The sequence below is a fragment of the Parafrankia irregularis genome (genome assembly GCF_001536285.1).
In the GTDB taxonomy this organism is placed as follows: domain Bacteria; phylum Actinomycetota; class Actinomycetes; order Frankiales; family Frankiaceae; genus Parafrankia; species Parafrankia irregularis.
This window is the reverse complement of the sequence record NZ_FAOZ01000015.1, coordinates 156,739-179,368: the sequence shown is the minus strand read 5'-3', so window position 1 is coordinate 179,368 and position 22,630 is coordinate 156,739. Positions and strand designations below refer to the sequence as shown.

General features: G+C 70.4%; 23 protein-coding genes. 8 read left to right on the top strand and 15 right to left on the bottom strand.

Annotated elements, in window-relative coordinates; translation table 11 throughout:
• Window positions 1-82 precede the first annotated feature (82 nt).
• The gene (locus AWX74_RS22315) at window positions 83-733 is read right to left on the bottom strand and encodes a TetR/AcrR family transcriptional regulator (protein ID WP_091280262.1); all 651 of its coding nucleotides are present in this window, start codon (window positions 731-733) and stop codon (window positions 83-85) included.
• Between the two features lie 65 nt (window positions 734-798).
• On the opposite strand from AWX74_RS22315, the gene AWX74_RS22310 reads away from it, so the two are divergent.
• Window positions 799-1,632 carry a hypothetical protein gene (locus tag AWX74_RS22310; RefSeq protein WP_242666354.1) on the top strand — a complete coding sequence of 278 codons (834 nt, stop codon included), beginning with the start codon at window positions 799-801 and terminating at the stop codon, window positions 1,630-1,632.
• 33 nt (window positions 1,633-1,665) lie between these two features.
• On the opposite strand, the gene AWX74_RS22305 is transcribed toward AWX74_RS22310, so the two are convergent.
• The 6 genes from AWX74_RS22305 to AWX74_RS22280 all read right to left on the bottom strand — a co-directional run bounded on the left by AWX74_RS22305 (window position 1,666) and on the right by AWX74_RS22280 (window position 7,137).
• On the bottom strand, window positions 1,666-4,155 hold the full coding sequence (locus AWX74_RS22305; protein WP_226931032.1) for a heavy metal translocating P-type ATPase: 2,490 nt from the start codon (window positions 4,153-4,155) through the stop codon (window positions 1,666-1,668).
• Between the two features lie 24 nt (window positions 4,156-4,179).
• Window positions 4,180-4,398, bottom strand: coding sequence for a hypothetical protein (locus AWX74_RS22300; protein WP_091280261.1), 219 nt, complete (start codon window positions 4,396-4,398; stop codon window positions 4,180-4,182).
• A gap of 56 nt (window positions 4,399-4,454) precedes the next feature.
• Window positions 4,455-4,661, bottom strand: a complete 207-nt coding sequence (locus AWX74_RS22295; RefSeq protein ID WP_054564655.1) for a heavy-metal-associated domain-containing protein — start codon at window positions 4,659-4,661, stop codon at window positions 4,455-4,457.
• A 172-nt stretch (window positions 4,662-4,833) separates the two neighbouring features.
• Window positions 4,834-5,529: a hypothetical protein gene (locus tag AWX74_RS22290; RefSeq protein ID WP_091280259.1), complete on the bottom strand. Its 696-nt coding sequence runs from the start codon at window positions 5,527-5,529 to the stop codon at window positions 4,834-4,836.
• 155 nt (window positions 5,530-5,684) lie between these two features.
• Complete coding sequence (locus AWX74_RS22285; protein WP_054564654.1) at window positions 5,685-5,906, bottom strand: heavy-metal-associated domain-containing protein; 222 nt, start codon at window positions 5,904-5,906, stop codon at window positions 5,685-5,687.
• 100 nt (window positions 5,907-6,006) lie between these two features.
• The gene (locus AWX74_RS22280; protein WP_242666353.1) at window positions 6,007-7,137 is read right to left on the bottom strand and encodes an urease accessory protein UreH domain-containing protein; all 1,131 of its coding nucleotides are present in this window, start codon (window positions 7,135-7,137) and stop codon (window positions 6,007-6,009) included.
• A gap of 415 nt (window positions 7,138-7,552) precedes the next feature.
• Between AWX74_RS22280 and AWX74_RS22275 the strand changes: the two genes are divergently transcribed.
• The 3 genes from AWX74_RS22275 (at window position 7,553) to AWX74_RS22265 (ending at window position 11,079) form a co-directional block, all read left to right on the top strand.
• A complete protein-coding gene (locus AWX74_RS22275; protein WP_226931031.1) occupies window positions 7,553-9,652 on the top strand; it encodes a copper-translocating P-type ATPase in 2,100 nt (699 codons plus the stop codon).
• Window positions 9,653-9,959: 307 nt separating this feature from the next.
• Window positions 9,960-10,376, top strand: coding sequence for a hypothetical protein (locus AWX74_RS22270; protein ID WP_131799515.1), 417 nt, complete (start codon window positions 9,960-9,962; stop codon window positions 10,374-10,376).
• 91 nt (window positions 10,377-10,467) lie between these two features.
• Window positions 10,468-11,079 (top strand): DUF305 domain-containing protein, encoded by a 612-nt coding sequence (locus AWX74_RS22265; RefSeq protein ID WP_091280251.1) that lies wholly within the window; start codon window positions 10,468-10,470, stop codon window positions 11,077-11,079.
• Window positions 11,080-11,149: 70 nt separating this feature from the next.
• On the opposite strand, the gene AWX74_RS22260 is transcribed toward AWX74_RS22265, so the two are convergent.
• Both AWX74_RS22260 and AWX74_RS22255 read right to left on the bottom strand, forming a co-directional pair.
• Window positions 11,150-12,079 (bottom strand): M56 family metallopeptidase, encoded by a 930-nt coding sequence (locus AWX74_RS22260; RefSeq protein ID WP_091280248.1) that lies wholly within the window; start codon window positions 12,077-12,079, stop codon window positions 11,150-11,152.
• Window positions 12,076-12,465, bottom strand: a complete 390-nt coding sequence (locus AWX74_RS22255; RefSeq protein WP_091280245.1) for a BlaI/MecI/CopY family transcriptional regulator — start codon at window positions 12,463-12,465, stop codon at window positions 12,076-12,078. The genes AWX74_RS22260 and AWX74_RS22255 overlap by 4 nt, the downstream gene beginning before the upstream one ends.
• A 538-nt stretch (window positions 12,466-13,003) precedes the next feature.
• Between AWX74_RS22255 and AWX74_RS22250 the strand changes: the two genes are divergently transcribed.
• On the top strand, window positions 13,004-13,924 hold the full coding sequence (locus AWX74_RS22250) for a C40 family peptidase (RefSeq protein ID WP_226931029.1): 921 nt from the start codon (window positions 13,004-13,006) through the stop codon (window positions 13,922-13,924).
• Between the two features lie 96 nt (window positions 13,925-14,020).
• Here AWX74_RS22250 and AWX74_RS22245 read toward each other — a convergent pair whose 3' ends face one another.
• From AWX74_RS22245 to AWX74_RS22230, 4 genes are all read right to left on the bottom strand, one after another.
• Entirely contained in the window at window positions 14,021-14,791 is a 771-nt protein-coding gene (locus AWX74_RS22245; RefSeq protein ID WP_091280240.1) for an SDR family NAD(P)-dependent oxidoreductase, read from the bottom strand.
• Between the two features lie 92 nt (window positions 14,792-14,883).
• The gene (locus AWX74_RS22240; protein WP_091280238.1) at window positions 14,884-15,420 is read right to left on the bottom strand and encodes a flavin reductase family protein; all 537 of its coding nucleotides are present in this window, start codon (window positions 15,418-15,420) and stop codon (window positions 14,884-14,886) included.
• Window positions 15,417-16,769 (bottom strand): hypothetical protein, encoded by a 1,353-nt coding sequence (locus tag AWX74_RS22235; protein ID WP_193209743.1) that lies wholly within the window; start codon window positions 16,767-16,769, stop codon window positions 15,417-15,419. Before AWX74_RS22235 ends, AWX74_RS22240 begins: the two co-directional genes overlap by 4 nt.
• 69 nt (window positions 16,770-16,838) lie before the next feature.
• The gene (locus AWX74_RS22230) at window positions 16,839-17,336 is read right to left on the bottom strand and encodes an aldehyde dehydrogenase family protein (protein ID WP_091280235.1); all 498 of its coding nucleotides are present in this window, start codon (window positions 17,334-17,336) and stop codon (window positions 16,839-16,841) included.
• A gap of 238 nt (window positions 17,337-17,574) precedes the next feature.
• Between AWX74_RS22230 and AWX74_RS22225 the strand changes: the two genes are divergently transcribed.
• The 3 genes from AWX74_RS22225 to AWX74_RS22215 all read left to right on the top strand — a co-directional run bounded on the left by AWX74_RS22225 (window position 17,575) and on the right by AWX74_RS22215 (window position 20,501).
• A complete protein-coding gene (locus AWX74_RS22225) occupies window positions 17,575-18,705 on the top strand; it encodes an LLM class flavin-dependent oxidoreductase (protein WP_091280233.1) in 1,131 nt (376 codons plus the stop codon).
• Between the two features lie 38 nt (window positions 18,706-18,743).
• Complete coding sequence (locus tag AWX74_RS22220; RefSeq protein ID WP_091280230.1) at window positions 18,744-19,670, top strand: cyclase family protein; 927 nt, start codon at window positions 18,744-18,746, stop codon at window positions 19,668-19,670.
• Window positions 19,671-19,805: 135 nt separating this feature from the next.
• Window positions 19,806-20,501, top strand: a complete 696-nt coding sequence (locus AWX74_RS22215; protein WP_091280228.1) for a TetR family transcriptional regulator — start codon at window positions 19,806-19,808, stop codon at window positions 20,499-20,501.
• Between the two features lie 19 nt (window positions 20,502-20,520).
• Here the strand turns inward: AWX74_RS22215 and AWX74_RS40165 are convergent, their stop codons facing one another.
• Entirely contained in the window at window positions 20,521-20,784 is a 264-nt protein-coding gene (locus AWX74_RS40165; protein WP_165615728.1) for a hypothetical protein, read from the bottom strand.
• A gap of 29 nt (window positions 20,785-20,813) precedes the next feature.
• Entirely contained in the window at window positions 20,814-22,484 is a 1,671-nt protein-coding gene (locus tag AWX74_RS22205; RefSeq protein ID WP_091280226.1) for a SulP family inorganic anion transporter, read from the bottom strand.
• Window positions 22,485-22,630: the final 146 nt, after the last annotated feature.

Below are 22,630 nucleotides of genomic sequence, written 5' to 3'. Positions count from 1 at the left end.
CGGGGCCCTTTTAGAAGATCCGGCCACCCGGCGCGACGGGAAAATGAGCACGGTTCACCGGCGGCGGGGACGTATCGCCCGCTTAGACCGACGGTCCGCCGTCGAGCGCCGTGGACACACAGAACCGCAGGAGGCGTTCCGCCTCGTCAGGGGTGGGGCGGGAACCGGCTCTGAGATGGCCGCTGACTCTCCCATAGACGGCGTGGGTGACGAGTTCGGCGTCGAGCTCGCAGGTCGAGCTGCCGAGCATCGCGAACGGTTCGTGGAGGAGCTCGGCGAGCGGCCGTTTCGCGCTGTGGTCGCCGGTGGGGAAGCCGGTGTTCAGGTTCGCGCTGTTCGACAGGATCGCCGAGGTCGACGCGGCCTGGGTCTCGTCGGTCTGGGAGAGCGCCGCGTCGAGCCACTGACGGATTTTGCCCTCGGCCGTGGGTTCCTTGGCCATACGGCGGGCGAGGGCGGCGGCGACCCGTTCGACGCCGTCCTCGATCAGTGCGGCGACCAGGGCGTCCTTCGATGGGAAGTGCCGGTAGAACGCGTCGTTGGACAAGCCGGCCACGGTGACGATGTCGGCCACCCGCGCCTTCGCCGCCGTGCCGCTGGCGTCGATGACCTTCCGGGCCGCCTCGATCAGTGCGGTGACCTCGCTGGCGTAGTCGGGCCGTCGCCGTTCGGCCGCCGTCCGCGCTGCGATGCGGGCGGCCACCCCGCTCGGGGAGGCAATGGCGTTCTCCACATCGAGATTCTAGCGATGCTCACCTGCGCCCGCGTTCTGTGCGGTGCCGGTGCTGGTGCTGGTGGGTGCCGCAGCGCCTGCTCGGCGACCGCGCTGGCAGTCGACGGATCCCCCGAGCGCAGGCGGGTGACATCGGCGGCCCCGCCCCCGGCACCGGCCCCAGCCCCGATCACCGTGCACCCCGGCGCGTCCCGCTCTGCCGGGCGCTCGGTCTGCCCGACGTCGACAGGCCCGGCTGTCGGTCGAATGCGCGGCCACGACGCTCGCCTGCCGAACACCGGCTGCATTCCGGCCGAAACGCGTTTACGCTCAACCTCGAGATGGCCATGGACAGCAAGATCGCCTTTCGCGTGCGGCCCTACCTGGAACCCGGCGAAGAAATCCGTCAGGTGTTCATGGCCCAGACGCGCACACCGTACCTGCGCATTCTGGTGCCCTTGTTCGGCTACACGCTCGCTGTGGTCGGCTACTTTCTGGTGCCCGAGGCCGCTTACCAGATCTATTACTGGGCCGCCTACTGCCTCTTCATGATTTTCGGCTACGGCGTCCTCATCGCGGTGCCCCTGCTCCTCTTCGGGCTTGTCGCGCTCTACATCCTCCTGTGGCCCGCGCTCACCTACCACGTGATCGGCCCCCGGATCGTCGTCGTCACCAACCGGAACGTGATCGTGCTGCGCGCGCAGGGCCGGTGGCCCACCTTCCCGACAGGCGCCATGCCCCTTGCCCGACTGCCGCTACAGATTCGTTTCGGCAGGCGCCTGCTGTGGCACTGGACGTCGGTGGAGGGCGAACGCCTGTGGATCGCCGGACGTCCCCACGGGGATGTCGCACAGGCGGGCCCGCGGGCCAGACCGTGTTACTGCCTGCGCCGGGTGGCGAACTGTTTCCTGGTGTCCTGAGCGGTGAATCGGTGTCCTGAGCCGTAGCTCCGCTCACGGCAGGCGGTGAGGGTCTCGAAGATCTTTCCGATGGGAAGGATGGAGCTGTCCGGGTAGTCCGGCCGGTTCGGCGATCTCAGTGGGTATCGACGCCGCGTCGTCTCGGTGGTGTCGGGGGATGGGTGCCGTCGTGGCGGGTGGGGCGTCGACCTGTGCGGCGAACCGGCGCAGCCGCAGGCTGTTCGCGACGACGAACACCGAGCTGAACGCCATCGAGGCGCCGGCGATCATCGGGTTGAGCAGGCCGGCCGCGGCGAGGGGCAGGGCCGCGAGGTTGTAGGCGAAGGCCCAGAACAGGTTGCCTTTGATGGTGGCCAGGGTGCGGCGGGAGAGTCGGATCGCGTCCGCGGCGGCCCGCAGGTCACCGCGGACGAGGGTCAGGTCGCTGGCCTCGATGGCGACGTCGGTGCCGGTGCCCATGGCGAGGCCGAGGTCGGCCTGGGCGAGGGCGGGGGCGTCGTTGACGCCGTCGCCGACCATCGCGACGACCTTGCCCTGCGCCTGCAGACGTTTGACCACGTCGACCTTGTCGGCCGGCAGAACCTCGGCGATGAGGGTGTCCGGGCCGGTGTCGATGCCGGTCTCGGTGGCGACTGTGCGGGCGACGGCCGTGTTGTCGCCGGTGAGCAGCACGGGGGTGAGCCCCAGCTCGCGGAGCTGGGCGACGGCCTGGGCCGAGGTGGGTTTCACGACGTCCGCGACGACGAGGACGGCGCGGGCCTTCCCGTCCCAGGCGACGCCGACGGCGGTGCGGCCGGCGGTCTCGGCGGTGGTTCTGGCTGCGGCGAGGTCGGGCGGCAGCGGCTGGCTCCACTTCTCCAGGAGCGCCGGTCGTCCGACGAGGACGGCGTGCCCGTCGACGATGCCCTGGACGCCGAGTCCTTCCAGGTTGGTGAACTGTTCGACGTCGGGCAGATCGCCGACCCGCTCGTGGGCGCCGCGGGCGATGGCGGCGGCGATCGGGTGTTCGGAGGCGTTCTCCAGCGCCCCCGCGAGCCGCAGCACCTCGGTCTCGTCCGCCTCGGCGGTGCCGGCGGTGCCAGCGGTGCCGGCGGCGACGTGGATTCCGACCAGGCTCATGCGTCCTGTGGTGATGGTGCCGGTCTTGTCGAGGACGATCGTGTCGACCCGGCGGGTGGATTCGAGTACTTCGGGGCCCTTGATGAGGATGCCGAGCTGTGCTCCACGGCCGGTGCCGACCAGCAGCGCGGTTGGGGTGGCCAGCCCGAGGGCGCAGGGGCAGGCGATGATCAGTACGGCGACCGCGGCGGTGAACGCGGCGGCCGGGCCGGCGTCCGCACCGAGCCAGAAGGCCAGGGTGGCAGCCGCGAGGGCGATGACGACGGGCACGAACACGCCGGAGATCCGGTCGGCGAGCCGCTGCGCGGCGGCCTTGCCGGTCTGGGCGTCCTCGACGAGCTTCGCCATCTGGGCGAGCTGGGTGTCGGCGCCGACGCGGGTGGCACGCACGATCAGACGTCCACCGGCGTTCACCGTCGCTCCGGTGACGGTGTCGCCTGGGGCGACCTCGACGGGGACGGACTCGCCGGTCAGCATCGAGGCGTCGACGGCCGAGGAGCCTTCGTCGACCACGCCGTCGGTGGCGATCCGCTCGCCGGGCCGGACGACGAACCGCTCGCCGACGGCCAGCTGGCTGATCGGGATCCGGATCTCGGCGCCGTCGCGCAGGACGGCGACGTCCTTGGCGCCGAGTTCGAGCAGTGCGCGCAGCGCGGCGCCGGCCTGTCGCTTCGCCCGTGCCTCGAAGTACCGACCGGCGAGGATGAAGGTGGTGACGCCGGCCGCGACTTCCAGGTAGATGTTGCCGGTGCCGTCGCCGCGGGCGATCGTCAGCTCGAAGGGGTGTGTCATCCCCGGTGTCCCGGCGGTGCCGAACTGCAGGGCGTACAGCGACCAGCCGAACGCCGCGCTGACGCCGATCGAGATCAGTGTGTCCATCGTCGCGGCGCCGTGGCGCAGGTTCGTCCAGGCGGCGCGGTGGAACGGCCAGGCGGCCCAGGTCACCACGGGGCTTGCGAGGGCGAGGGAGTACCACTGCCAGTTCGTGAACTGCAGGGAGGGCGTCATGGCCATCGCGATGACCGGAACCGCGAGCACGATGCTGGTGATCAGGCGGTGGCGCAGCGACCGGGTCGGATCGGGTTCGGCGCCGGCCCCGGCGCCGGCCCCGGTTCCGGTTCCGGTTCCGACCGCGCCCGGTTCCAGGTCCGCGGCCGGTGGCCGGGGCAGGTCGGCGGTGTAGCCGGCTGCCTCCACCTGGGCGACCAGCACGGCCGGGTCGACGCCGCCGGGGGCGCTCACCCGGGCCTTCTCGGTGGCGTAGTTGACGGTGGCCGTGACGCCGTCGATCTTGTTCAGCCTGCGTTCGATCCGGTTCGCGCAGGACGCGCAGGTCATCCCGCCGATCGCAAGCTCGATCTCGGTGATCGCGGCGCCGGTGGTCGTCGTCGCGGTTGTGCTCATACCGGCCGTACCTTCCTTTCGCGATCAGTGGCCATGACCGTCGGTGCCGTGCCCGACAGTGCCCGGCAGGTCCGGGGCGGCGCCGCTGTGGTCGCCCCCGTGGCCGCCGGCGGTGGCGGCGTCGTGGTCCGTACTGGTGGTGGCCGCGTCGAGCGGACCGACCGCCGTGCCGACGCCGTAGGCACCGCCGAAGACCAGGGTGAGCGCCGCACCGAAGGCGGACAGTTTCGCGATCGTGTTCATGCGTACCTCCTTCTCGCGGGGCGTGGCCGTGGCCGCGTCCCGCGGCGGCGCCGGCCTCAGCCGACGAGCTGGTAGCCGGCTTCCTCGACCGCGGTACGAACCTCGACCGGATCGAGCTGCCGGTCACTGGTCACCGTGACGGCGCCGGAGCCCAGGTCCACCGCCACGTCGGTGACGCCGGCGATCTCGCCGAGTTCCTCGCTGACCGAGGCGACGCAGTGCGCACAGGTCATGCCGGTCACGGTGTAGGTGGTCTCGCTCATCGGGGTCCTCCCTCGGATCTGGCGATGTGCTGGTGCTCGACGGGCCACGCGTCCTTGCGGAGGCCGGCTCGACGCACCGAACATACCCCCGGGGGGTATCCACGGGAAGAGGTACGCCCTTCGCTGTTCGGAGCACGACACCTGCCAGGGGGCAGGGGTGTGAAACCCGGACTCAGTCGTCGTGGGGTGCGGTACCCGGGGCATGGGTGTGGCTCGACGCGGGCCGAGGCCGCTCCGGTTCGCCGGTCTCTCCCACCGCCGGTGACGCAGGGGGTGCGCCGCCATCGCCGCCGTCTGGGGTCGGGGTCGGGGTCGGGGTCGCCGGATGCTCCCCGCCCTGACCGTGGGAGTGCGGGACGGATTCGTCCGTCGTCCCGTGGCCGTGGCTGTGGCTGTGTGAACCGGCGAGTTCCACCGCGGGGATCGCGAGGCCGGTGACACCGGCGCCGGCGGCACCGATCACGACGGCCGCGCTGAAGGAGGAGCGGAACCCGCGGGCGTGCCGGGACCACAGCTCCCACAGCGCGACGACGCAGACCACCGCCTCGAACGCGACCGTGGTGAGGTCGACCCTGTCGACCTGTTCGGGCAGGCCGGCGTGGGGACCGATGGGGAGCCCGGAGGTCCGGCTGACAAGCCACAGCAGGATCGACCCGGCGTTGACCAGCAGGCCCGCGGCCATCGTCCGTCGGCCAGCCTGCCGGAGCGCGGGGAGGGCCCAGCTTGCCTGGAAGATCGCGGCCGCGATGAAGAACACCCCGGACAGCGGCCAGCTGCCGAAATGGCTCGGCGCGACCGCGGCGTGGGTGGCGGCGGCGCCGAGCGAGGCGAACGCCGCCAGAATGCGGTCCGCTCCCGTGTCATCCATGATCCGGGCTTCGGTTTGCCTCCGACGCCCGGCGCGGGCCGCGTCCGCGTTGCGGGCCGCGTGACGTCCCGTCGGGCGGATGACAAGCGGTGCGGTCGGGGGACTGTCCACCCGTGCCGCGTACCGCCGGCTGGTGTGTCCGCTGCCCGGATGCGTCACGGCAGTGGCGAGGCCTGGTAGCCGAGCTCTTCGATCACCGCGACCACGTCCTGCGGGCTGTTCTGGTCGAGGTCGAGCTCGACCGTGGTGCGCGCCTGCCGGAGGGCGGTCCGCGCGCCGCGCACGCCTGGCAGGTCCTCCAACGCGTCGTCGATGAGCAGCGAGCAGCTGCCGCAGTGCATTCCTTCGACGCGGAAGGTGTGCGTGGTGACGGGCACCGGGGTACTCCGTTCTCCTCGTTCGGGAAGGGCGGGCGGTTCGGCTGAGATGGACGAGGTCACCGAGATGGACGACGTCAGATGACGGCGCGGACGAGGTTCAGACGACGGTGATGAGGCCGGTGTACATGCCCATGCCGCACGCGTAGCGCAGCTGGCCGGGCTCCAGAACACCGAGGTCGATCGCGGTGTCCCCCTGGGTTGGCAGGATCTCCTCGACGTCGTGACCGGGGATGACGAACGACCGGATGCAGCCCCGCACGTTGTCCGAATGCACGACCAGCGTGGTGGGCACACCGGCCTGAACCTGGACGTTGCCCGGGCTGTAGGAGTCGGCGCGGGCGGTGATCTCCACGGTCTGGCGGCCACCGGCGGTCGAGGCTGCGGACGTGTCGGCCGCCGGTGGCTGGGTGAGACCGAGGGTTTCGGCGAGACGGCCCGCGGCCAGGGGCGAACCGGCGAGCTGCAGGCCGCCGTTGAGGGTGTAGAGCCCCATCGCCAGGACGACCAGTCCGGTGACCAGGGCCAGTCGGCTGCGCCACGCCGTCGCGGCCTTGCGGGCGGCGTAACCGAGGACGGCGAACAGCGGGCCGGTGCCGAGGACGAACACTCCCATCGTGGCCGCGCCCGCCGGCGCGGACCCGGAGGCGAGTGCCAGCGCCTCCACCGACAGCGTCACCCCGCACGGGATGAGCACGGTCGCCAGGCCGAGCAGCGCGGGTGCCAGGGCGGCCTGCGATCGGGCCCGCCGGCGGACGATCCTCGTCCACGACGCGGGTGGTTCGACGACGACGCGGCGGAATCCGGGCACGCCGAGCTGGGCGAGACCGAACAGAATGATCAGCAGGCCGGCACCGATCTGCAGCCAGGTGCGGGCGCCGACCGACAGCTCCACCGCGCTGCCGGCCGCCCCCAGCAGCGCCCCGAGCGCGACGTGCGAGACCAGCTTGCCGGCCAGGAACCCACCGACCGGTGTGAGGTCGTCACCGAGCCGCGTGCGCCAGTCCGGTTCCGTCCCGACCTGCTGCGGCCGCCGTCCTGGACCGGACCGCGCGCGTTGGACCCGGACCGAATGGCGGCCGCGCAGGGGCGCGCCGCCCGGCGGCCGTGCCGATCCCGCTGCGGCGGCGTGCTGCCGGGTGATCAGACCGGTCAGCAGCCCGCCCTGGACCGCGGCACAGGACACCCCGCCCGCGAACAGGCCGGTCACGAGAACAGCTGCGAGATTCACCGGACCTCCGCGGCGGCGGGTGGGGGATCGAGCCAGGACTTCCGGTCGAGTACCGGTTGGGGAGAAGGCGGTGGCGCCCGACGTCGCGGGCGCCTTCGGTGTGGAACCCCTTTCCTGTTTCCTGCCCGACTGCTTGTCGAAGGGAGCACCGGAACCGGGGTGGGATCGGCAGGCGGTCCGGCGTGAGTGGCCGAAGGTCACGCTAAACCACTACTTCACGTAGTAGAAAAGCGGGTCGACGGTGACCGGTCGACGTGGTCCAGCCCACTGTCGAGACGGTGACGGTGGTAGTAAGCGCTGTGCTTGGCTCCCGCTCCGGGCATCTGGGTCTTCGCCACAGGGAGTGGGGGCCGGTGGGCGATCCGGCCGTCGAGGGAAGAGGTTCGGCTCGATGAATTACTACGTGGTGCAGTAGATGGCGAGGGCTGGCAGTCTGCAGGACGGTCACGGGCCGGGAGGAGACGGGGCCCCGGTCGCCTCTGGGCATGAGGCGATGGGCCACGGTGGGCACGGCGACCTGTCGATGGCCGCGATGGTCGCCGACATGCGCCGCCGGTTCCTGGTGGCCGCGGTCCTCTCGGTCCCGATCCTGCTGTGGTCGGCGATCGGCAGGGACGTGCTCGGCTTCGACGTCCCTGCCCCGTTCGGGCTGCGCGACGACGTGTTCCAGCTGATCCTGAGCCTGCCAGTGATCTTCTGGGCTTCGTGGATCTTCTTCGGTGGGGCGTTCAGAGCGCTACGTGCGCGGACCCTGGACATGATGGTCCTCGTCGCCGTCGCGATCGGTACCGGCTGGACGTACTCCCTGGTCGTCACCCTCACCGGTGGCGGCGAGGTCTTCTACGAGGCGGCCACCGTGCTCGCCGCCTTCGTGCTGCTGGGCCACTGGTTCGAGATGCGTGCCCGCGGCGGAGCCAACGACGCGATCCGCTCGTTGCTGGAGCTGGCGCCGGAGAAGGCGCTGGTGCTGCGGGACGGCGAGCCTGTCGAGGTGCCGACCGCGCAGGTGGTCGTCGGGGATCTGGTGCTGGTCCGGCCGGGCGGCCGGATCCCGGTCGACGCGGTGGTCGTCGCCGGCGAGTCCGACATCGACGAGTCGATGGTCACCGGCGAGAGCCTGCCCGTCCACAAGGCGCCGGGGTCCGAGGTGATCGGTGCCACCATCAACACCACCGGCATCCTGCGGGTCCGGGCCGTGAAGGTCGGCGCCGACACCGCCCTGGCGCAGATCGTCTCCCTGGTCCAGCAGGCGCAGAACAGCCGCGCTCCCGGCCAGCGGCTGGCCGACCGGGCCGCCTTCTGGCTTGTCCTGGTAGCCCTCGTGGGCGGGCTCGCCACTGGGCTGGTGTGGCTTCTCGCCACCGACCGGCCGACGCAGGAGGCGGTGTTGTTCGCGATCACCGTCGTCGTCATCACCTGCCCGGACGCCCTCGGTCTGGCCACCCCGACAGCGATCATGGTCGGCACCGGCCTGGGTGCCGGCCGGGGCGTCCTGTTCAAGAACGCGACCGCGCTGGAGACCGCTGCCGGTGTCACCACGGTCGTCATGGACAAGACCGGCACGCTGACGAAGGGCGAGCCCGAGGTCACCGGCTTCGAGACACTCAGTCTCCCCGAGGAGGACCTGGTGCCGCTGGTCGCTGCGGTCGAACGGGAATCCGAGCATCCGCTCGCGGCGGCGATCGCCCGCCACGCCGACGTGCGCGGCGTGCCCCGGCGGCCTGCCGAGGCGTTCAGCAACGTCCCGGGGCAGGGCGCGGTGGCCACCGTCGACGGGTATCGGGTCGCGGTCGGCAACAGCCGGCTGATGCGGGCCGAGGGTGTCGCTCTCGGCGAGGCCGCCCGCCGGCTCGACGCCCTCGCCGCTGACGGGCGCACGGCCGTGCTGGTGGCGGTCGACGGGCGGATCGCCGGCCTCGTCGGTCTCGCCGACACGCCGCGGCCGAGCGCCGCGGCGGCGGTCACCGCCCTGCACGACGCGGGCGTCGAGGTCGTGATGCTCACCGGCGACAACGCGGGTACGGCGCAACGGATCGGGAGGGAACTCGGCATCGACACGGTGATCGCCGAGGTCCTGCCAGGTGACAAGGCGGCGGAGATCGCACGGTTGCAGGGCGGCGGCCGGCGGGTGGCGATGGTCGGCGACGGCGTCAACGACGCCCCGGCGCTGGCGCAGGCCGACCTCGGCATCGCGATCGGCGCCGGCACCGATGTGGCGATCGAGACCGCGGACGTCGTGCTCATGCGCTCCGACCCGCTGGACGTGCCCACCGCTCTGCTCGTCGGCCGCGCCACCGTCCGCAAAATGCGCCAGAACCTGGCCTGGGCCGTCGGCTACAACACGGTCGCCCTGCCGATCGCCGCCGGTGTCTTCGCACCCCTCGTCGGCCTCACGCTACGACCTGAGATCGCCGCGCTGACGATGTCCGGGTCCAGCTTCCTGGTCGCGGTGAACGCCCTGCTGCTCAAACGGCAGAAGCTGCCCCGAACGCCGACAGGGCCGCACGCGGACTAGCACCGCAGCGCAGGGGCCGCCGCCAGGGCCGACACCGCGTACCAGGGTGCCGACCTGCCCGAACCGGTCGGCGAGCCCATGGCCCGATAAAAACCTACTACTTCAAATAGTAGGTTCTCGTAGATGCTCGGCGCATGTGCGGCCCTGTCGTCGCCTGCGGGCATGATCCGTTGGTGGTGGGATCCGGAGAAAAGCTGATAAAGCCGTCCTGGATGGCGCGTCGTGTCCGCCCGTGGGCGAAAGGGGCGCGACGTCGAGTACTAGCTTCCGTAGTAGTATCCCGGCTGGCGGAAGCGGAGAGGGTGACGTGACGCGCTGCGAGGCAACGGCACGACACGGCGCACTCTGGGCCCGACTCGTGCTCGTGTCAGCCGTCCTGCTCGGGCTGCTGGCGATGCACGCAGGCCTGGCCGCGCAGGTGCACGCACTCGGCTCGCCGCTCTGCGCCGAGGGAACCGGCCGTGACGTTCACCAGCACTGCTTCCACCCGCACCAGCCCGGCGGTGGAGACCACGGCCACCAGGGCACGCTCTGTTCGGCGGTGCTCCGTGACGACACTGAGCCGGTCGCTCGCCACGGCGAACGGTACGACCTGGCAATCATGCGTGCCACCGCTGACGCTTCCTCCTTCCTCGGGACGCGACGGACGCGGGGCGATCCGCCGCCGACGCCACCACCTCGGTACCTGACCGACCTGTCCGTCTACTGCGTGTGGCGGCTGTGAGCGGCCCGGCGTCGGACGTCGCGCACGCCTGCCGGCGCGCTCGGCGGCTCCGGCCTCAGCTCCGTTGGCACCCCGACACCGAGGACGACCTGTGCGAAGAAGACACCACCTTGGACTCGCCGCGGCAGGACTGGCTCTGGCGGCCACGCTTGTGGCCTGCGGGAGCGGCGACGCCCCCGCGCCATCCTCGTCCACCACGGCAGGAAGCGGCAGCGCCGTCAGCGCCGGCGACCACAACGCCGCGGACGTGATGTTCGCCCAGATGATGATCCCGCACCATCAGCAGGCCGTGGAGATGGCGGAGCTGGCACCCGGGCGGGCCACCGACCCGGCGGTGCTCACGCTGGCCCAGCAGATCGGGACGGCGCAGGCACCGGAGATCGCGACGATGACCGGCTGGCTTGACGCGTGGGGCGAACCCACCGCCATGCCCGGCGGGGGTCACGGCGGTGGGGGGCATGGCACCGAGGGCATGGGAATGATGTCGGAGAGCGACATGGCCGCTCTCCGGGGGGCGTCCGGTCCGGCCTTCGACCGGATGTTCTGCGAGATGATGATCCGGCACCACGAGGGTGCGATCGAGATGGCGCGCACCGAGCAGCGGGACGGGCGGTTCCCCGACGCCGTCGCTCTGGCGGGGACGATCGTGTCCACGCAGACCGCAGAGGTCGCGACCATGAAGGGGCTGCTCGGTACCGGATAGCCGACCAGGTCCCTGGGGTGCCGGCCGCATGCCGGCGCCCCAGGGGCACCTCGGATCCCGGACGCGACGGTCAGGCGCAGTGGTATCCGAGATCATGCAGCGCCGGAACCACGGTCACCGCGAGTGGCAGGAGCAGCAGCGCGGCGGCGAGGAGGCCGCGAGTGGCAACGGCGGAGCGGGGCAGCGGCGGATCCGCGGCCAGCAGGCGCAGTACCCGTTGCCGGACCGCGGTGTTCGCCATGCCCAGCACGGGGGCCGGGGGAGCAGCGAGCCTCAGCACGGCTTCGGCGACGACGTGGGGAGCGCTGCGCCGAGCCGCGCTGTCGTCGGCGGTGAGCTCCAGGAGCCGGCGCAGCTCCTCGTGGCCTGCGACGAAGAGCGGCACGATCGGGAACGCCCTGGCCAGGATGGCCGTCGTGGCGAGGATGAGGTGGTGCCTGCCGGCGAGATGGGCGCGTTCGTGCGCGATGACGGCGTCGAGTTCGGTGGGGCGCAGAGCCCGTAGCGCGCCTTCGGTGATGACGACGCCCCCGCTGCGGCCCGGGAGGCAGAACGCACTGCGACCAGCGTGATCCAGGACGTAGATCCGCAGCGCGGGATGGAACCGCCCCAGCAGGCGGACGTCGTGGCGGTGGCGGACGCGCGACCGACGTCCGCCGACGGCGACAGCGACAGCGACCTGGAGGAGGCGGAGCGCCGCGGCGGCACCCACGACGACGCCGGCCACCCACGGAGCCGTCCATCGGATGGAGACCGTAAGGCTGTGGTCGCCCCAACCACACCACTGGACGAGCAGGACCAGCGTGTCCCCGATCGCGTGCAGCGGTACGAACAGGAGCGCCGCGGCCAACGCCGCCACGGACACCACGGAGATCATCGCGGCGAGCCACATGACGACGGCGAGCCGGGGCGCGCGGGAGGACCAGGAAGCGTCGCGGAGGGAGCAGGGCAGGCCGCAGGCGACGACGGCCGCGTACACCGCGAGAACACCGAAGATCACGGGGCGGGTTCCTCGCCGCCGCGACCACGGCTGGCGGAGTGCCACTGCACCGCCTCGCGCAACGTCTCGTACTCCGTGGCATCCATGGCCTGCACGAAGTGGAGCAGTGCCAGGCCTCGGTCGTCCGCCCCGGAGAGCACCGACCTCATCAGCTGGGCGGTGTAGGCGCTTCGGCTCAACGCGGGCTGGTAGCGGTAGGAACGCCCGGCGCGTTCCCGGGTCAGCCACCCTTTGTGGAACAGCCGGTCCATCACCGTCATCACCGTCGTGTAGGCCAACGGGCGCTCCGGCGCGAGCAGTGCCCGGACATCACGGACGGCCACCGGGCCGCGTGCGGACCACACCCGGTCCATGATGTCGGCCTCCAGATCGCCGAGTTGTTCCACGACTCCCCCTCGCACGGCACCTGACAAGCACCGCATCCATCTCATCCCACGCCGACGAGAGCGGTCCTGCCTGCCTCGGTCGCCGCCATCGGCTGCCTCTGGACATCGCCGCGGCCGGTGACGTGCGTCCAGCTCCGCAGTCTTGCCGGTCGCGGGACGGACTGGTGCGGCCCGACCCGTTCGCCACTGGTATCTACTACCAATCGTAGTTGTTACGGCTGGCTCCGTGGGATGCCATCCATCCCGACCTGGGTGGACGGATCCCATGGTTTCCAGGTGAAGTGTCCCATCTGGTGGCCGTTCCTGTGGAGTCCAGGCGTCGATTGGATGCCGATCTGCTACATGGCATAGTAGATACGTCGTATTGGGGGCACGAAGGGACGTATGGGTGGATCGTGCGAGAAGGCGCGGCTACCGGGTTCGTGAGGAACCTGCACCGCCGCAGGGGCGCCATCCGCGAGCGAGGGTCACGGAACGCACAGGCGGAATGTCGCCCCGTGCATCGGCGTCGCAGCGCCGCGTAGCGACGCTCGCTCTGATGACGACGGGCAGCCTGGCCACCGCGTCGACTGGCTTCGCGCTCGCCACCACCGGCGACGCTGCCACCGCGGCATCGCCGACGCCCCCCGTCCGCACGGCTGGCGTCCTGAACGCGGGTCCTCGGCCCGCGGTGACGGACAGCGCGGCCGCGGCACTGGCCACCGCCGTCGCTGATCCGTCGCGGAACTTCACCGCTGTCGCCTTCTCCTCCGATCGGGCGACCGTCGCGCCCAACGGCGAGGTGATGTTCACCATCCGTGCGGCCGATGCCGATGGTGATCCACTCGTCGGGTCCGCCGTCCGGATCGTGGCTGTCGACGGACCGAGATGGACCACCACGGCCACGCTCCGCACGGACGCCGCCGGCGAGGCGCGGATATCCACTCGACTGCTGTCCACGACCACCCTCACCGCCGTGTTCGACGGCTCCGGTGCGCTGCGCCCCTCGATCGCCGGAGCGGCGACAGTCACGGTCCAGGCCTCACCCTCGGCGGCGAGGCCCGCTCGCACCGGAGGGGGGCAGTCCGGCGCCGCGTCCACACCGGCCTACGACTCGGTCCCGGCAAGCGAGATCGGCGCGAAGGCGGTCTACCTCGCGTCCCTGCAGAACGGCAAACCGTACGTCTACGGCGCCGCGGGACCCTACGCCTTCGACTGCTCGGGATACGCCCAGTACGTCTACCGGCAGCTTGGGCGGAACCTGCCGCGTACCGCCCAGCAGCAGTTCCAGGCCACGACACGTATACCGAAGGCCGGAAAACAGCCCGGAGACCTCATCTTCTTCGGCAGCCCGTCAAACATCACCCACATGGGCATCTACGCCGGAAACGGCTATATGTGGGCGGCGCCAAGGACCGGAAGCAATGTCAGGCTGCAACCCATTTACAGCTCCACTTATTATGTCGGTCGGGTTCGGTAGTGCGGGCTCCCGTGTACACCAGAAGGCCCTGCCGGTGGTGCGTCATCTGAACCGTTCACAGTGGCGACAGGAAAAGCTCTCTCGGTGGCGGGTGGCTTACCCGGCGGTCAACCCGCCGTCACTGGCGAGGATGGCGCCGTTGATGTTCGCGGCCTCGTCGCTGGCCACGAAGGCGAACAGAGCCGCTATCTGCTCCGGGGTGGCCAGGGGCTTCGGCAGGCTGTAGCGCCCGATCAGCTCCCAGTCGGTGTCGGCGGGGAACTCGGCCGTGCGGACGATGTTCGTCTGTGTTCCACCGGGTGCGATGGCATTGACTCGGAGGTCCGTCTTGAGGAACTCCATGGCGAGCGCACGGGTAAGCTGGATGACCGCGCCCTTCGTCATGCAGTAGACCACCGTGTAGGCGCCCCCCATGACTCCGGCGTTGGAGGCGATGTTCACGATGTTTCCGCGGCTGGCGAGAAGATGGGGAATAGCGGCCTGGCACAGAAAGAAATAGCCGTCGGTGTTCACCGCGAACATGGACCGGTACTCCTGCTCGCTGACATCGGCCACGTTGTTGAAACGCAGGATCCCGGCGACGTTTCCGAGTACGTGAAGGCTGCCGAACGCCTCGACGGCGGCCGAGACCGCCGCCCGGCATTCGGCCGGATCACGCACGTCCGTGACGCGGGTGCGCACCGTTCCGTCGCTGTCCGTGGCCAGCTTCTCAGTCTCCGCCAGTCCGGCCGCGTCGACGTCGCAGGCCAGTACCGAGGCGCCCTCCGCGGCGAGGCGGAGAACAACGGAGCGGCCGATTCCGGACGCGGCGCCTGTGACGAGTGCGTTGCGTCCGATGAATCGCCGGCCGGTCAGGGTGGGTGACATCACGATCTCCGTCGTCGAGTCGGGGCGGGCGGGGCGTGCTGGCAGCGGCGGGCCGCCGGCACCGGGAGATCGCCGGTGGGCTCGGCGATCATCTACGCGCCGGCCGAATGCAGCTGATGGAACCGGCTGGACTGGAAGACCAGTGGGGGGATCCGAAGGTCGGCGTTCAGATCGAGCACCCGCATCAGCACGACGTTGTGGTCCCCGACCGGGACCTCCTGCTCGATGGAGCACTCCAACCACGCGCTCGCCTGGTTCATCAGCACCGCGCCGCCGGGAGTGGCCTGCCAGGAGAGGGCGGCGAACCGGTCACCGGCACGGGAACCAAGCTGCCGGCAGGCCTGCTCCTGGCTGGCGCTGAGCACGCTGACACCGAACCGGCCGGCCGTCCGCAGCACCGGCCAGGTGGTGGAGCTGTGTGCGACACAGATCGAGACGTAGGCCGGGCACAGCGACACCGAGGTGAACGAACTGGCGGCGATGCCGACCGGGGACCCGTCCACGAGCGCGGCGACCGCGGTCACCCCGCTGGGGAAGGCGCTGAAGACGCGACGTAGATGATCGGTGTCGTCGACGCGGGCCGTCCCGCGGTTGATGTCGCGCTCCGCCGCGCCGGGCTGCGAGCTCATGGCCTGCCACCCGTCTGCGCCGGCACGTCCGCGACCGGTTCGGGGCCACGCGGGGAACGACGCTGCCGGAAGAGGAAGCCCGCACCATTGCTGATCTTCGCCAGCCTCACTTCCGGGGCCTCGGGCGCTTCCGGCGCGGCCGGGTCGACCTCGATCTCGTAGGCGAGCACCTCGTCCGGCCGCAGGCGCGCGGCACCCACCCTGGCCCGGGCGTCAACGCCGCGTACCAGCGCGGCTATCTGGGCAAGGCTGCCCGCATCGTGGCCCAGGCGGGCGAACCAGGTGCGGCCGTCGGGTTCCGAGGTCACCGGACTCTCCCGAAGGGCGAATCTCACCCGGGTGGCGTCCACGAGTTCGATCCGTGTCCTCACATAGCCGGCGGGCGCCAGCATCGGGTGCAGCCGCAGGACCCTGGCCACGCTTTCCGCGCCGCCCGGCAGACGCATCGAGCGCCGTAGCCGTTCCGAGGTCAGCCCACCGAGGCCGGCGAAGACCCGGGGCACGACCTGGGCCACCCGCTCCGTACCGAAGTGGTCCTCGACGGCGAGCTGGTAGGAGCGGAACAACAGGTGGCTCTGCAGCGCCACCTCGCGCAGCGCGATCACCAGCGCGGAACGGGACAGGTCCTCGAGCGCGAAGTCCGCCGCGAACGGGCCGCTGTAGTCAGCCCACCCCCCGGGCTCGGCGCCAGGCACATCTCGTGGCGCCGGCAGCGTCACCGTCGCCGCGAGTGACGCGGCCACGAGTGCCTCGTTGCGGTGAGGTGCGACGGGCGGGCCGTCGTCGATGTGGACCGTCCAGTGGCAGTGCGGTTCGCGGCCGGCCGGTGTGCGGGGCGGTCGATGCAGCGGCCGAACCCGGGCCCGTGGGTTGCCCGCGCCGGCGGTCGCGTCGAAGGTGGGGTCCTCGATCGTGTGGCACATACCGTGGACGAACTCCTCGCCCATCGGCTCCACATCCAACAGCGCGCCGCAGTGGGCGAGGAAGAACTCTCCGCGGTCGGGCCCGAGGAGGCGGTACCGGACGTCGAGGTACTGGTGCGGAGTGCCGATGTCGAGCTGGAGGTTCTTGAATATCGACTCGACGGTGGGAGCGCCGAACCCGAGCGCCCGCTGAACCCGCCGGGAATAGACCGGGCTGGCCGCCATCCACTGGTCGATGGCGGCCTTCTCCATCGTCTCCCGGTCGCTGTTCTCCAGTACCAGCGGCATTCCTATGCGGTCCTGGAGGTGGCCGTGCAGCAGCCATTCACGGCCGAGGGAGCACAGCTCTCGGCGTTCGAGGCCGCCGAAGGGATCCTCGTCGAGTTCTTCGACGAGGGCCTCGCTGGTCTCTCCTGATTCGGTCATCGCACCGTCTACCGCCTTTGTGAAATGAAACTAGAACCAGTTCTAATCTAGAAAATGTGCTGGTTGGGATCAAGCTGTTCCGGGTTCCGGGTGGGTGATGCACGCGACGACCCCCATCGGGGCGCGTCGGGCGACGGCCCCGACGAGCCCGCCGCGTGACATCGCGGTCGCCGCGACGGCCTGTGGCGGAAGTGGAAGGTCGGTCGAGGCTCCCGCGAGCCGCGCGTAGCGCTCGAAGCGCTCGACCGCCACCGGCACCTGCATGGTCGTGGCGACCCGCATGGTCGAGCCGGTCTCGGCCTGCACGAGTGGTACGAGCTCGCTCGCCTGCCTGGCGAGCAGGAGGGCGATGCGGTCCAGAATCTCGGCGCGGTGTGCCGGCGGGGCGGCCGACCAGTCGTCGAAGGCCGCGCGAGCGGCCGCCGCGGCGGCCTCCACCTGCGCTGATCCAGCCTCCGGTGCCGCACCGACGACCTGCTCCGTCGCGGGATCAAGCACCGGGTAGTGGCCCTGATCGGGCTCCCACCATTCGCCGTGGACGTAGATCTTCGTGTCGGGCTCACTCATGTACCCCGTCCTCTCTCGCAGCGCTTCGGCGTCCCGTGGACTGTGGTGATCGCTGCGCGCCAGACGAGTGATAAGCGGGCAGCACCCTCATACTAGAACCGGTTCTATGATCAGGTATAGATGGCTGGCATTGCTTGCCGGATGGTGTCGGCATGCTACGCTCTAGAACCAGTTCTAGTCCACTGTTGATCGACATCCAGGCGTCCTGCCGTCGACGTCGGAGAGGGGTGGCACCGCCATGGAGTTCGGGCTCTTTAATTCTCTGCACATGCCGAAGAGGGTCACCGGAGGAGGTCCTCCAGACACGGAACATCAGCGCCTGCGAGCCGAGATCGACCTTGTTTGCGCCGCTGATCGGGTTGGCTTCAAATACACCTGGGCGACGGAGCATCACTTCCTCGAGGAGTACTCGCATCTGTCCTCGAACGAGAGCTTCCTCGCCTATCTCGCCGGCGTCACGGAGCGGATCCACCTGGGTAGCGGGATCTTCAACATCACCCCGCCCGTGAACCATCCGGCACGCATCGCCGAACGTGCCGCCATGCTCGACCACCTCTCCAACGGCCGGTTCGAGCTGGGTATGGGCCGGGGTTCGTCCAGCACCGAGCAGCAGGGGTTCGGCATCACCGACCCGGCGCTGACGCGGGAGATGTTCGACGAGGTCGTGGCCGAGCTCCCGAAGATGTGGCGGGAGGGGCTCTACCAGCACGAGGGCCGGTTCTTCTCGCTGCCGCCGCGGAACGTGCTGCCGAAGCCGTACACCGACCCGCATCCGCCGTTGTGGGTTGCCGCCGGAAATCCCGCGACCTTCGAGAAGGCGGCCCGGATGGGGCTGGGTGTGCTGTGCTTCGGTCACGGCACGCCCGACGAGCTCGCGCCACTCATAGAGGTGTACAAGAAGAACATCGAAAAGGCGGAGCCAGTCGGCGGATACGTTAACAACAATGTCATGGTCACCAGTCAGATGATGTGTCTTCCGGACGGGGCCAGGGCGCGCGAGACCGCCCTCGACATGTCGATGAGCCGCCTGCAGAGCTTGGTGTACCGATATCTCGACACGTTCCCGAAGCCGAAGCACGTGCCCGACTGGCCGGAACTGCTACCGGAAGTCACTCCGGACCTGCTCGAACTGGCGATCACCAACGGGTACGTCATCGTCGGCGACCCGGAGGAATGCGCACGCTCGGTCCAGAGCTACGTCGACATCGGTGCCGACCAGCTGGTGTTCGGTGTCCTCTCGAGTGCGCTGACCCGTGAGCTGGCCATCGAGTCCGTGGAGACGTTCGGCCGCCACGTGCTGCCCCGCTTCGACACGGATCCGGTTCACAGCACCACCCGACAGCGGCAGGCGCAGGTCGGTGGGGCCTGACCCGGTCGGCCGGCCTGAGCATCGGGAGGGGAAGGCGGATGTCGTTACCCGACGAGTTCCACGAACTCGCCCGGAAGGTGAACAACTGGGGCCGATGGGGTGACAGCGATGAGCGGGGGACCGTCAATCTGATCACGCCGGAGGCGGTCCGGCGGGCCGCCGCGACGGTACGCAGTGGCCGCCGGCTGGCTCTGGGGCTTCCGCTGTCGTCTGGCGGGCCGCAGACCGGGGCGTTGCCGGGCAGGATCAACCCACTGCGAACCATGGTATCGCTCAACGAGCCCATCACCGGTGATCCGGCGCAGGCATGCTTCTCGGACGACGTCGTCGTGATGGGGCTGCAGGCCGCCACCCACTGGGACGCCCTCGCGCATGCCTCCTACGACAATCGCATCTACAACGGATTCGGCGCGCAGACGATCACCGCGGCGGGGGCGGGGCGTTGCGGGATCGACAAGATCGGGCCGTTGGTGGGGCGCGGGGTGCTTCTCGACGTCGCCCGCGCGCGCGGCGTCGACGTCCTGCCCGGTGGCCATGCGATCACGGTAGAAGATCTTGAATATGCGGTCGACCTGGCCGGGCTACGGATCGAGGCGGGCGACATCCTGCTCGTCCGTACCGGGCAGATCACCGTTCTGCATCGGGGTGACCGGCTCGGCTACATGGCGCCCGCGGCAGGCCTGTCCATGCTGACGGTCGAATGGCTGCATCGCCACGACATCGCCGCGGTCGCCACCGACACGATGACGTTCGAGGTCTTCCCCGGCGAGCGCCCTGATCTGTATCTCCCCGTCCACCTGCTGCACCTGGTCGAGATGGGGCTCACTCAGGGCCAGAACTTCGACCTCGAGGAACTGGCGGCCGACTGCGCCTCGGACGGTCGTTACGACTTCCTGCTCGAGGCCACGCCGCAGCCCTTCAGCGCCGGACTCGGTGCACCTGTCAACCCGGTCGCCGTGAAGTAACCTCCCGAAGAGAGCTGAGCGCAGATGCGATGACGTACATCAGAGGTCGGCGACCTCCGGTGGTGCGAGGCGGCGCGGCCGGGCGCAAGGCCACCTGCCGGTGGCGGGCAGGGCGCGGAGACGGAGGTCGCGAGAATGTCGGCCGACACTGCCGCGCTCAGATCGGACCGGGCATCCGAGCACGGCGCGGTCGTGGCCAACTCGACCCAGCACGCACGGCGGGAGCGCATCCTGACCGTCGCGGTCGGGCTTGCCGCCGGCGGCGGCTACGAAGCGGTGCAGATGCGCACTGTCGCCGAGAAGGCCGGCGTCGCGCTGGGCACGCTGTACCGCTACTTCCCGTCCAAGGAGCTCCTGCTTTCCGCGGCACTCATCCGCCGCCTGCGCGGTGCCGGCGCGGATCTGCGCTCGGCGCCGCGGATCGGCGACGATCCCGCCACCCGGGTCATCGTGGTGATGAACCTGCTCATCGATGGGCTCGACCGCAATCCCCGCCTCGTCGGAGCTTTCATTCAGGCGATGACGTCGAGTGCCGCTGGTGTCGCCATCGACGAGGCCGAAGCGGCGATGAGAACTGTCATCGGTGCCGCGATCTACGGCCCGGATCACGTCGCCGACGAACGAGACAAGGTCGCCACCGAGATAATCGGGAAGGCCTTCCTCACCGACCTGCACTTCTGGCAGGTCGGCCGGCGCAGCGTGGACGAGCTGCGTGCAGCCGTCGCGGCGACGGTCCAGGTGGTCCTCGCCGGCCAGTACGCCTACCGGCCGGTCGAGGGTGCCCGTTCCGCGGATACGAATGTGGAGACGGGCCGCCCCGAGGGCAGCTGATCCTTTCCCGGCAGCGGGTTCACCGCTCGAGCGGTTTCCCGGCCTGACGATCACCTATGCCGAGAGTCAGGTCGGCTGGATGCCGTACCTGCTCGAGCGGATGGATCTGGTGTGGAAAGGGGGCGTTGGCGGAATCGACCTTCCGCGCCCGCCGAGCAGCTACATCGCCGGCAGGGTTTTCGGCTGCCTGTTCGACGACCAGCACGGCCTCGTCTCCCGGCCGTCGGTCGGCATGGACAACATTCTCTTCGAAACAGAGCCGCCGCAGCGGGGCGGTCGACATCCGGAACGCCGGCGCCGCGCCCGCGGCGGTCAGGGGTGTGCGGGGCCCAGCCGCAGGTGGTGGGCGGCTGTGGCGGCACGCATCGTCGGGAAGATCATTTCAGGCTGGATCTTCGCGGTGAGCCCGTAGGCGGTGAGGTCGTCGAGCAGGTCGTGCTTGGCGTGGGCCAGGCCGAAGGCGATGCCACGGCGGGTCACCTCGGCGCGCAGGTCCTCCAGCGCGTCGAGTGCCGTGATGTCGACCTCGACGATGGCCTCCACGTTGAGGACGAACCAGTCGACGTCCTCGCCGCACGCGTCGAGAGCCGCGAGCGCACGGCGGCGGAAGTTCTCGGCGTTGGCGAAGAACAGCGGCGAGTCGTACCGGTAGGCGAACAGGCCCGGGACGGTGCGGGCGTTCGGGTAGTCGTCCACGTCGTGCATCCCGTCCAGGCCGGGAACCTGGCCCAGCACCGCGTCGTGGGGCCGGGCGACCCGGGCCAGCAGATCCAGCAGCGACACGGCGATGGCCACCAGCACCCCGTACAGGATGTCGAAGACCAGGACGCCCACCGCGGCGGTGAGCGCGAGCGCGAGCTCGCTGCGCCGGAACGAGGCAAGCCGACGGAAGCCGGCGACGTCGATCAGCCTGGTCGCGGCGAAAATGATGATCGCGCCGAGGGTCGCCATCGGGAACATCGCCAGCGCGGGACGTCCGAAGGCGAGGACCAGGACGACCGCGCCGAGCGCGACCAGGGAGTACAGCTGGGTGCGCGCGCCGCTGGAGGCGGCGAGCGCGGTACGGCTCCCGCTGCTGCTGACCGGGAAGCCCTGCCCGACTCCCGCTCCCAGGTTCGCCGCGCCGAGCGCGAACAGCTCCCGGTTGGCGTTGATCTGATGGCTGTCGCGTCCGCCGAAGGCACGGGCGGTGAGCATGTTGTCGGCGAAGCCGACGAAGAGAACGCCGAGCGCGGACGGAGCGAGGTCGACGAGGTCGGACCCCGTCGGCAGCGCCAGGTGCGGGAGGCCGGCGTCGACGTGACCGACCACGCGCACGCCGTGCTCGTCGAGGCCGAACGCCCAGACCGCGACCGTCGCGATCATGATCACGATCAGCGGGCTCGGCAGACGGGGCGTCCACCGGTGCAGCGCGACGAGCAGCGCGAGCGAGGCGGCCGAAACCGCGAGGGTCTTCCCGTGCAGGTGGTGCAGTGAGGTGGCGAACGAGTGGAGCTCCCCGTACAGGCTGTCGCCGTCGACCGGGACTCCGGTCACCTTCTCCAACTGCCCGACGACCATGATGATCGCGACCCCGGCGAGGTAGCCGACCAGGATCGGCCGCGACAGCAGGTGGGCGATGACACCGAGCCGCGCGAACCCGGCGGCCACCGCGAACACCCCGACCCCGACGGCGAGTGTGGCCGCGAGAGCGGCATGCCGGGACGGATCACCGTCCGCCAGCGGGGCGACGGCGGCCGCTGTCATCAGCGCGGTGGTTGATTCCGGGCCGACCGACAGCAGCCTCGACGACCCCAGCAGCGCGTACGCGACCATGGCGGGAGCGATCGCCCACAGGCCCGCGACGGGTGCCACGCCCGCGAGCGCGCCGTAGGCCATGACCTGCGGGATCAGATAGGCGGCCACCGTGAGGCCGCTGGCGACGTCCCCCCGAAGCCACCGGCGGGAGTAGCGCGGCGGGCGCGGGAGACGTGGGTGGAACACGGGGAACGGCGCTCCTGTCCGGCGGCGATGGTGACGACGAATGCCACCCTCGGGAAGAACTACACCACCGGAGCCGATCCCGCAGCAGACGGCTCAGCGGCAGCGCGAGCGCCGCCGCCTGGCCATCGTACCGAGGTGGCCGAGCC

What these genes read in the sequence shown, in the direction of transcription:
- AWX74_RS22275 (WP_226931031.1), top strand. Translation starts at nt 7,553, where the DNA reads ATGGCGAGGGCTGGCAGTCTGCAGGACGGTCACGGGCCGGGAGGAGAC.
- AWX74_RS22290 (WP_091280259.1), bottom strand. Translation starts at nt 5,529, where the DNA reads ATGGATGACACGGGAGCGGACCGCATTCTGGCGGCGTTCGCCTCGCTC.
- AWX74_RS22300 (WP_091280261.1), bottom strand. Translation starts at nt 4,398, where the DNA reads ATGAACACGATCGCGAAACTGTCCGCCTTCGGTGCGGCGCTCACCCTG.
- AWX74_RS22215 (WP_091280228.1), top strand. Translation starts at nt 19,806, where the DNA reads ATGTCGGCCGACACTGCCGCGCTCAGATCGGACCGGGCATCCGAGCAC.
- AWX74_RS22220 (WP_091280230.1), top strand. Translation starts at nt 18,744, where the DNA reads ATGTCGTTACCCGACGAGTTCCACGAACTCGCCCGGAAGGTGAACAAC.
- AWX74_RS22250 (WP_226931029.1), top strand. Translation starts at nt 13,004, where the DNA reads ATGACGACGGGCAGCCTGGCCACCGCGTCGACTGGCTTCGCGCTCGCC.
- AWX74_RS22225 (WP_091280233.1), top strand. Translation starts at nt 17,575, where the DNA reads ATGGAGTTCGGGCTCTTTAATTCTCTGCACATGCCGAAGAGGGTCACC.
- AWX74_RS22245 (WP_091280240.1), bottom strand. Translation starts at nt 14,791, where the DNA reads ATGTCACCCACCCTGACCGGCCGGCGATTCATCGGACGCAACGCACTC.
- AWX74_RS22240 (WP_091280238.1), bottom strand. Translation starts at nt 15,420, where the DNA reads ATGAGCTCGCAGCCCGGCGCGGCGGAGCGCGACATCAACCGCGGGACG.
- AWX74_RS22305 (WP_226931032.1), bottom strand. Translation starts at nt 4,155, where the DNA reads ATGAGCACAACCGCGACGACGACCACCGGCGCCGCGATCACCGAGATC.
- AWX74_RS40165 (WP_165615728.1), bottom strand. Translation starts at nt 20,784, where the DNA reads ATGTCGACCGCCCCGCTGCGGCGGCTCTGTTTCGAAGAGAATGTTGTC.
- AWX74_RS22230 (WP_091280235.1), bottom strand. Translation starts at nt 17,336, where the DNA reads ATGAGTGAGCCCGACACGAAGATCTACGTCCACGGCGAATGGTGGGAG.
- AWX74_RS22295 (WP_054564655.1), bottom strand. Translation starts at nt 4,661, where the DNA reads ATGAGCGAGACCACCTACACCGTGACCGGCATGACCTGTGCGCACTGC.
- AWX74_RS22235 (WP_193209743.1), bottom strand. Translation starts at nt 16,769, where the DNA reads ATGACCGAATCAGGAGAGACCAGCGAGGCCCTCGTCGAAGAACTCGAC.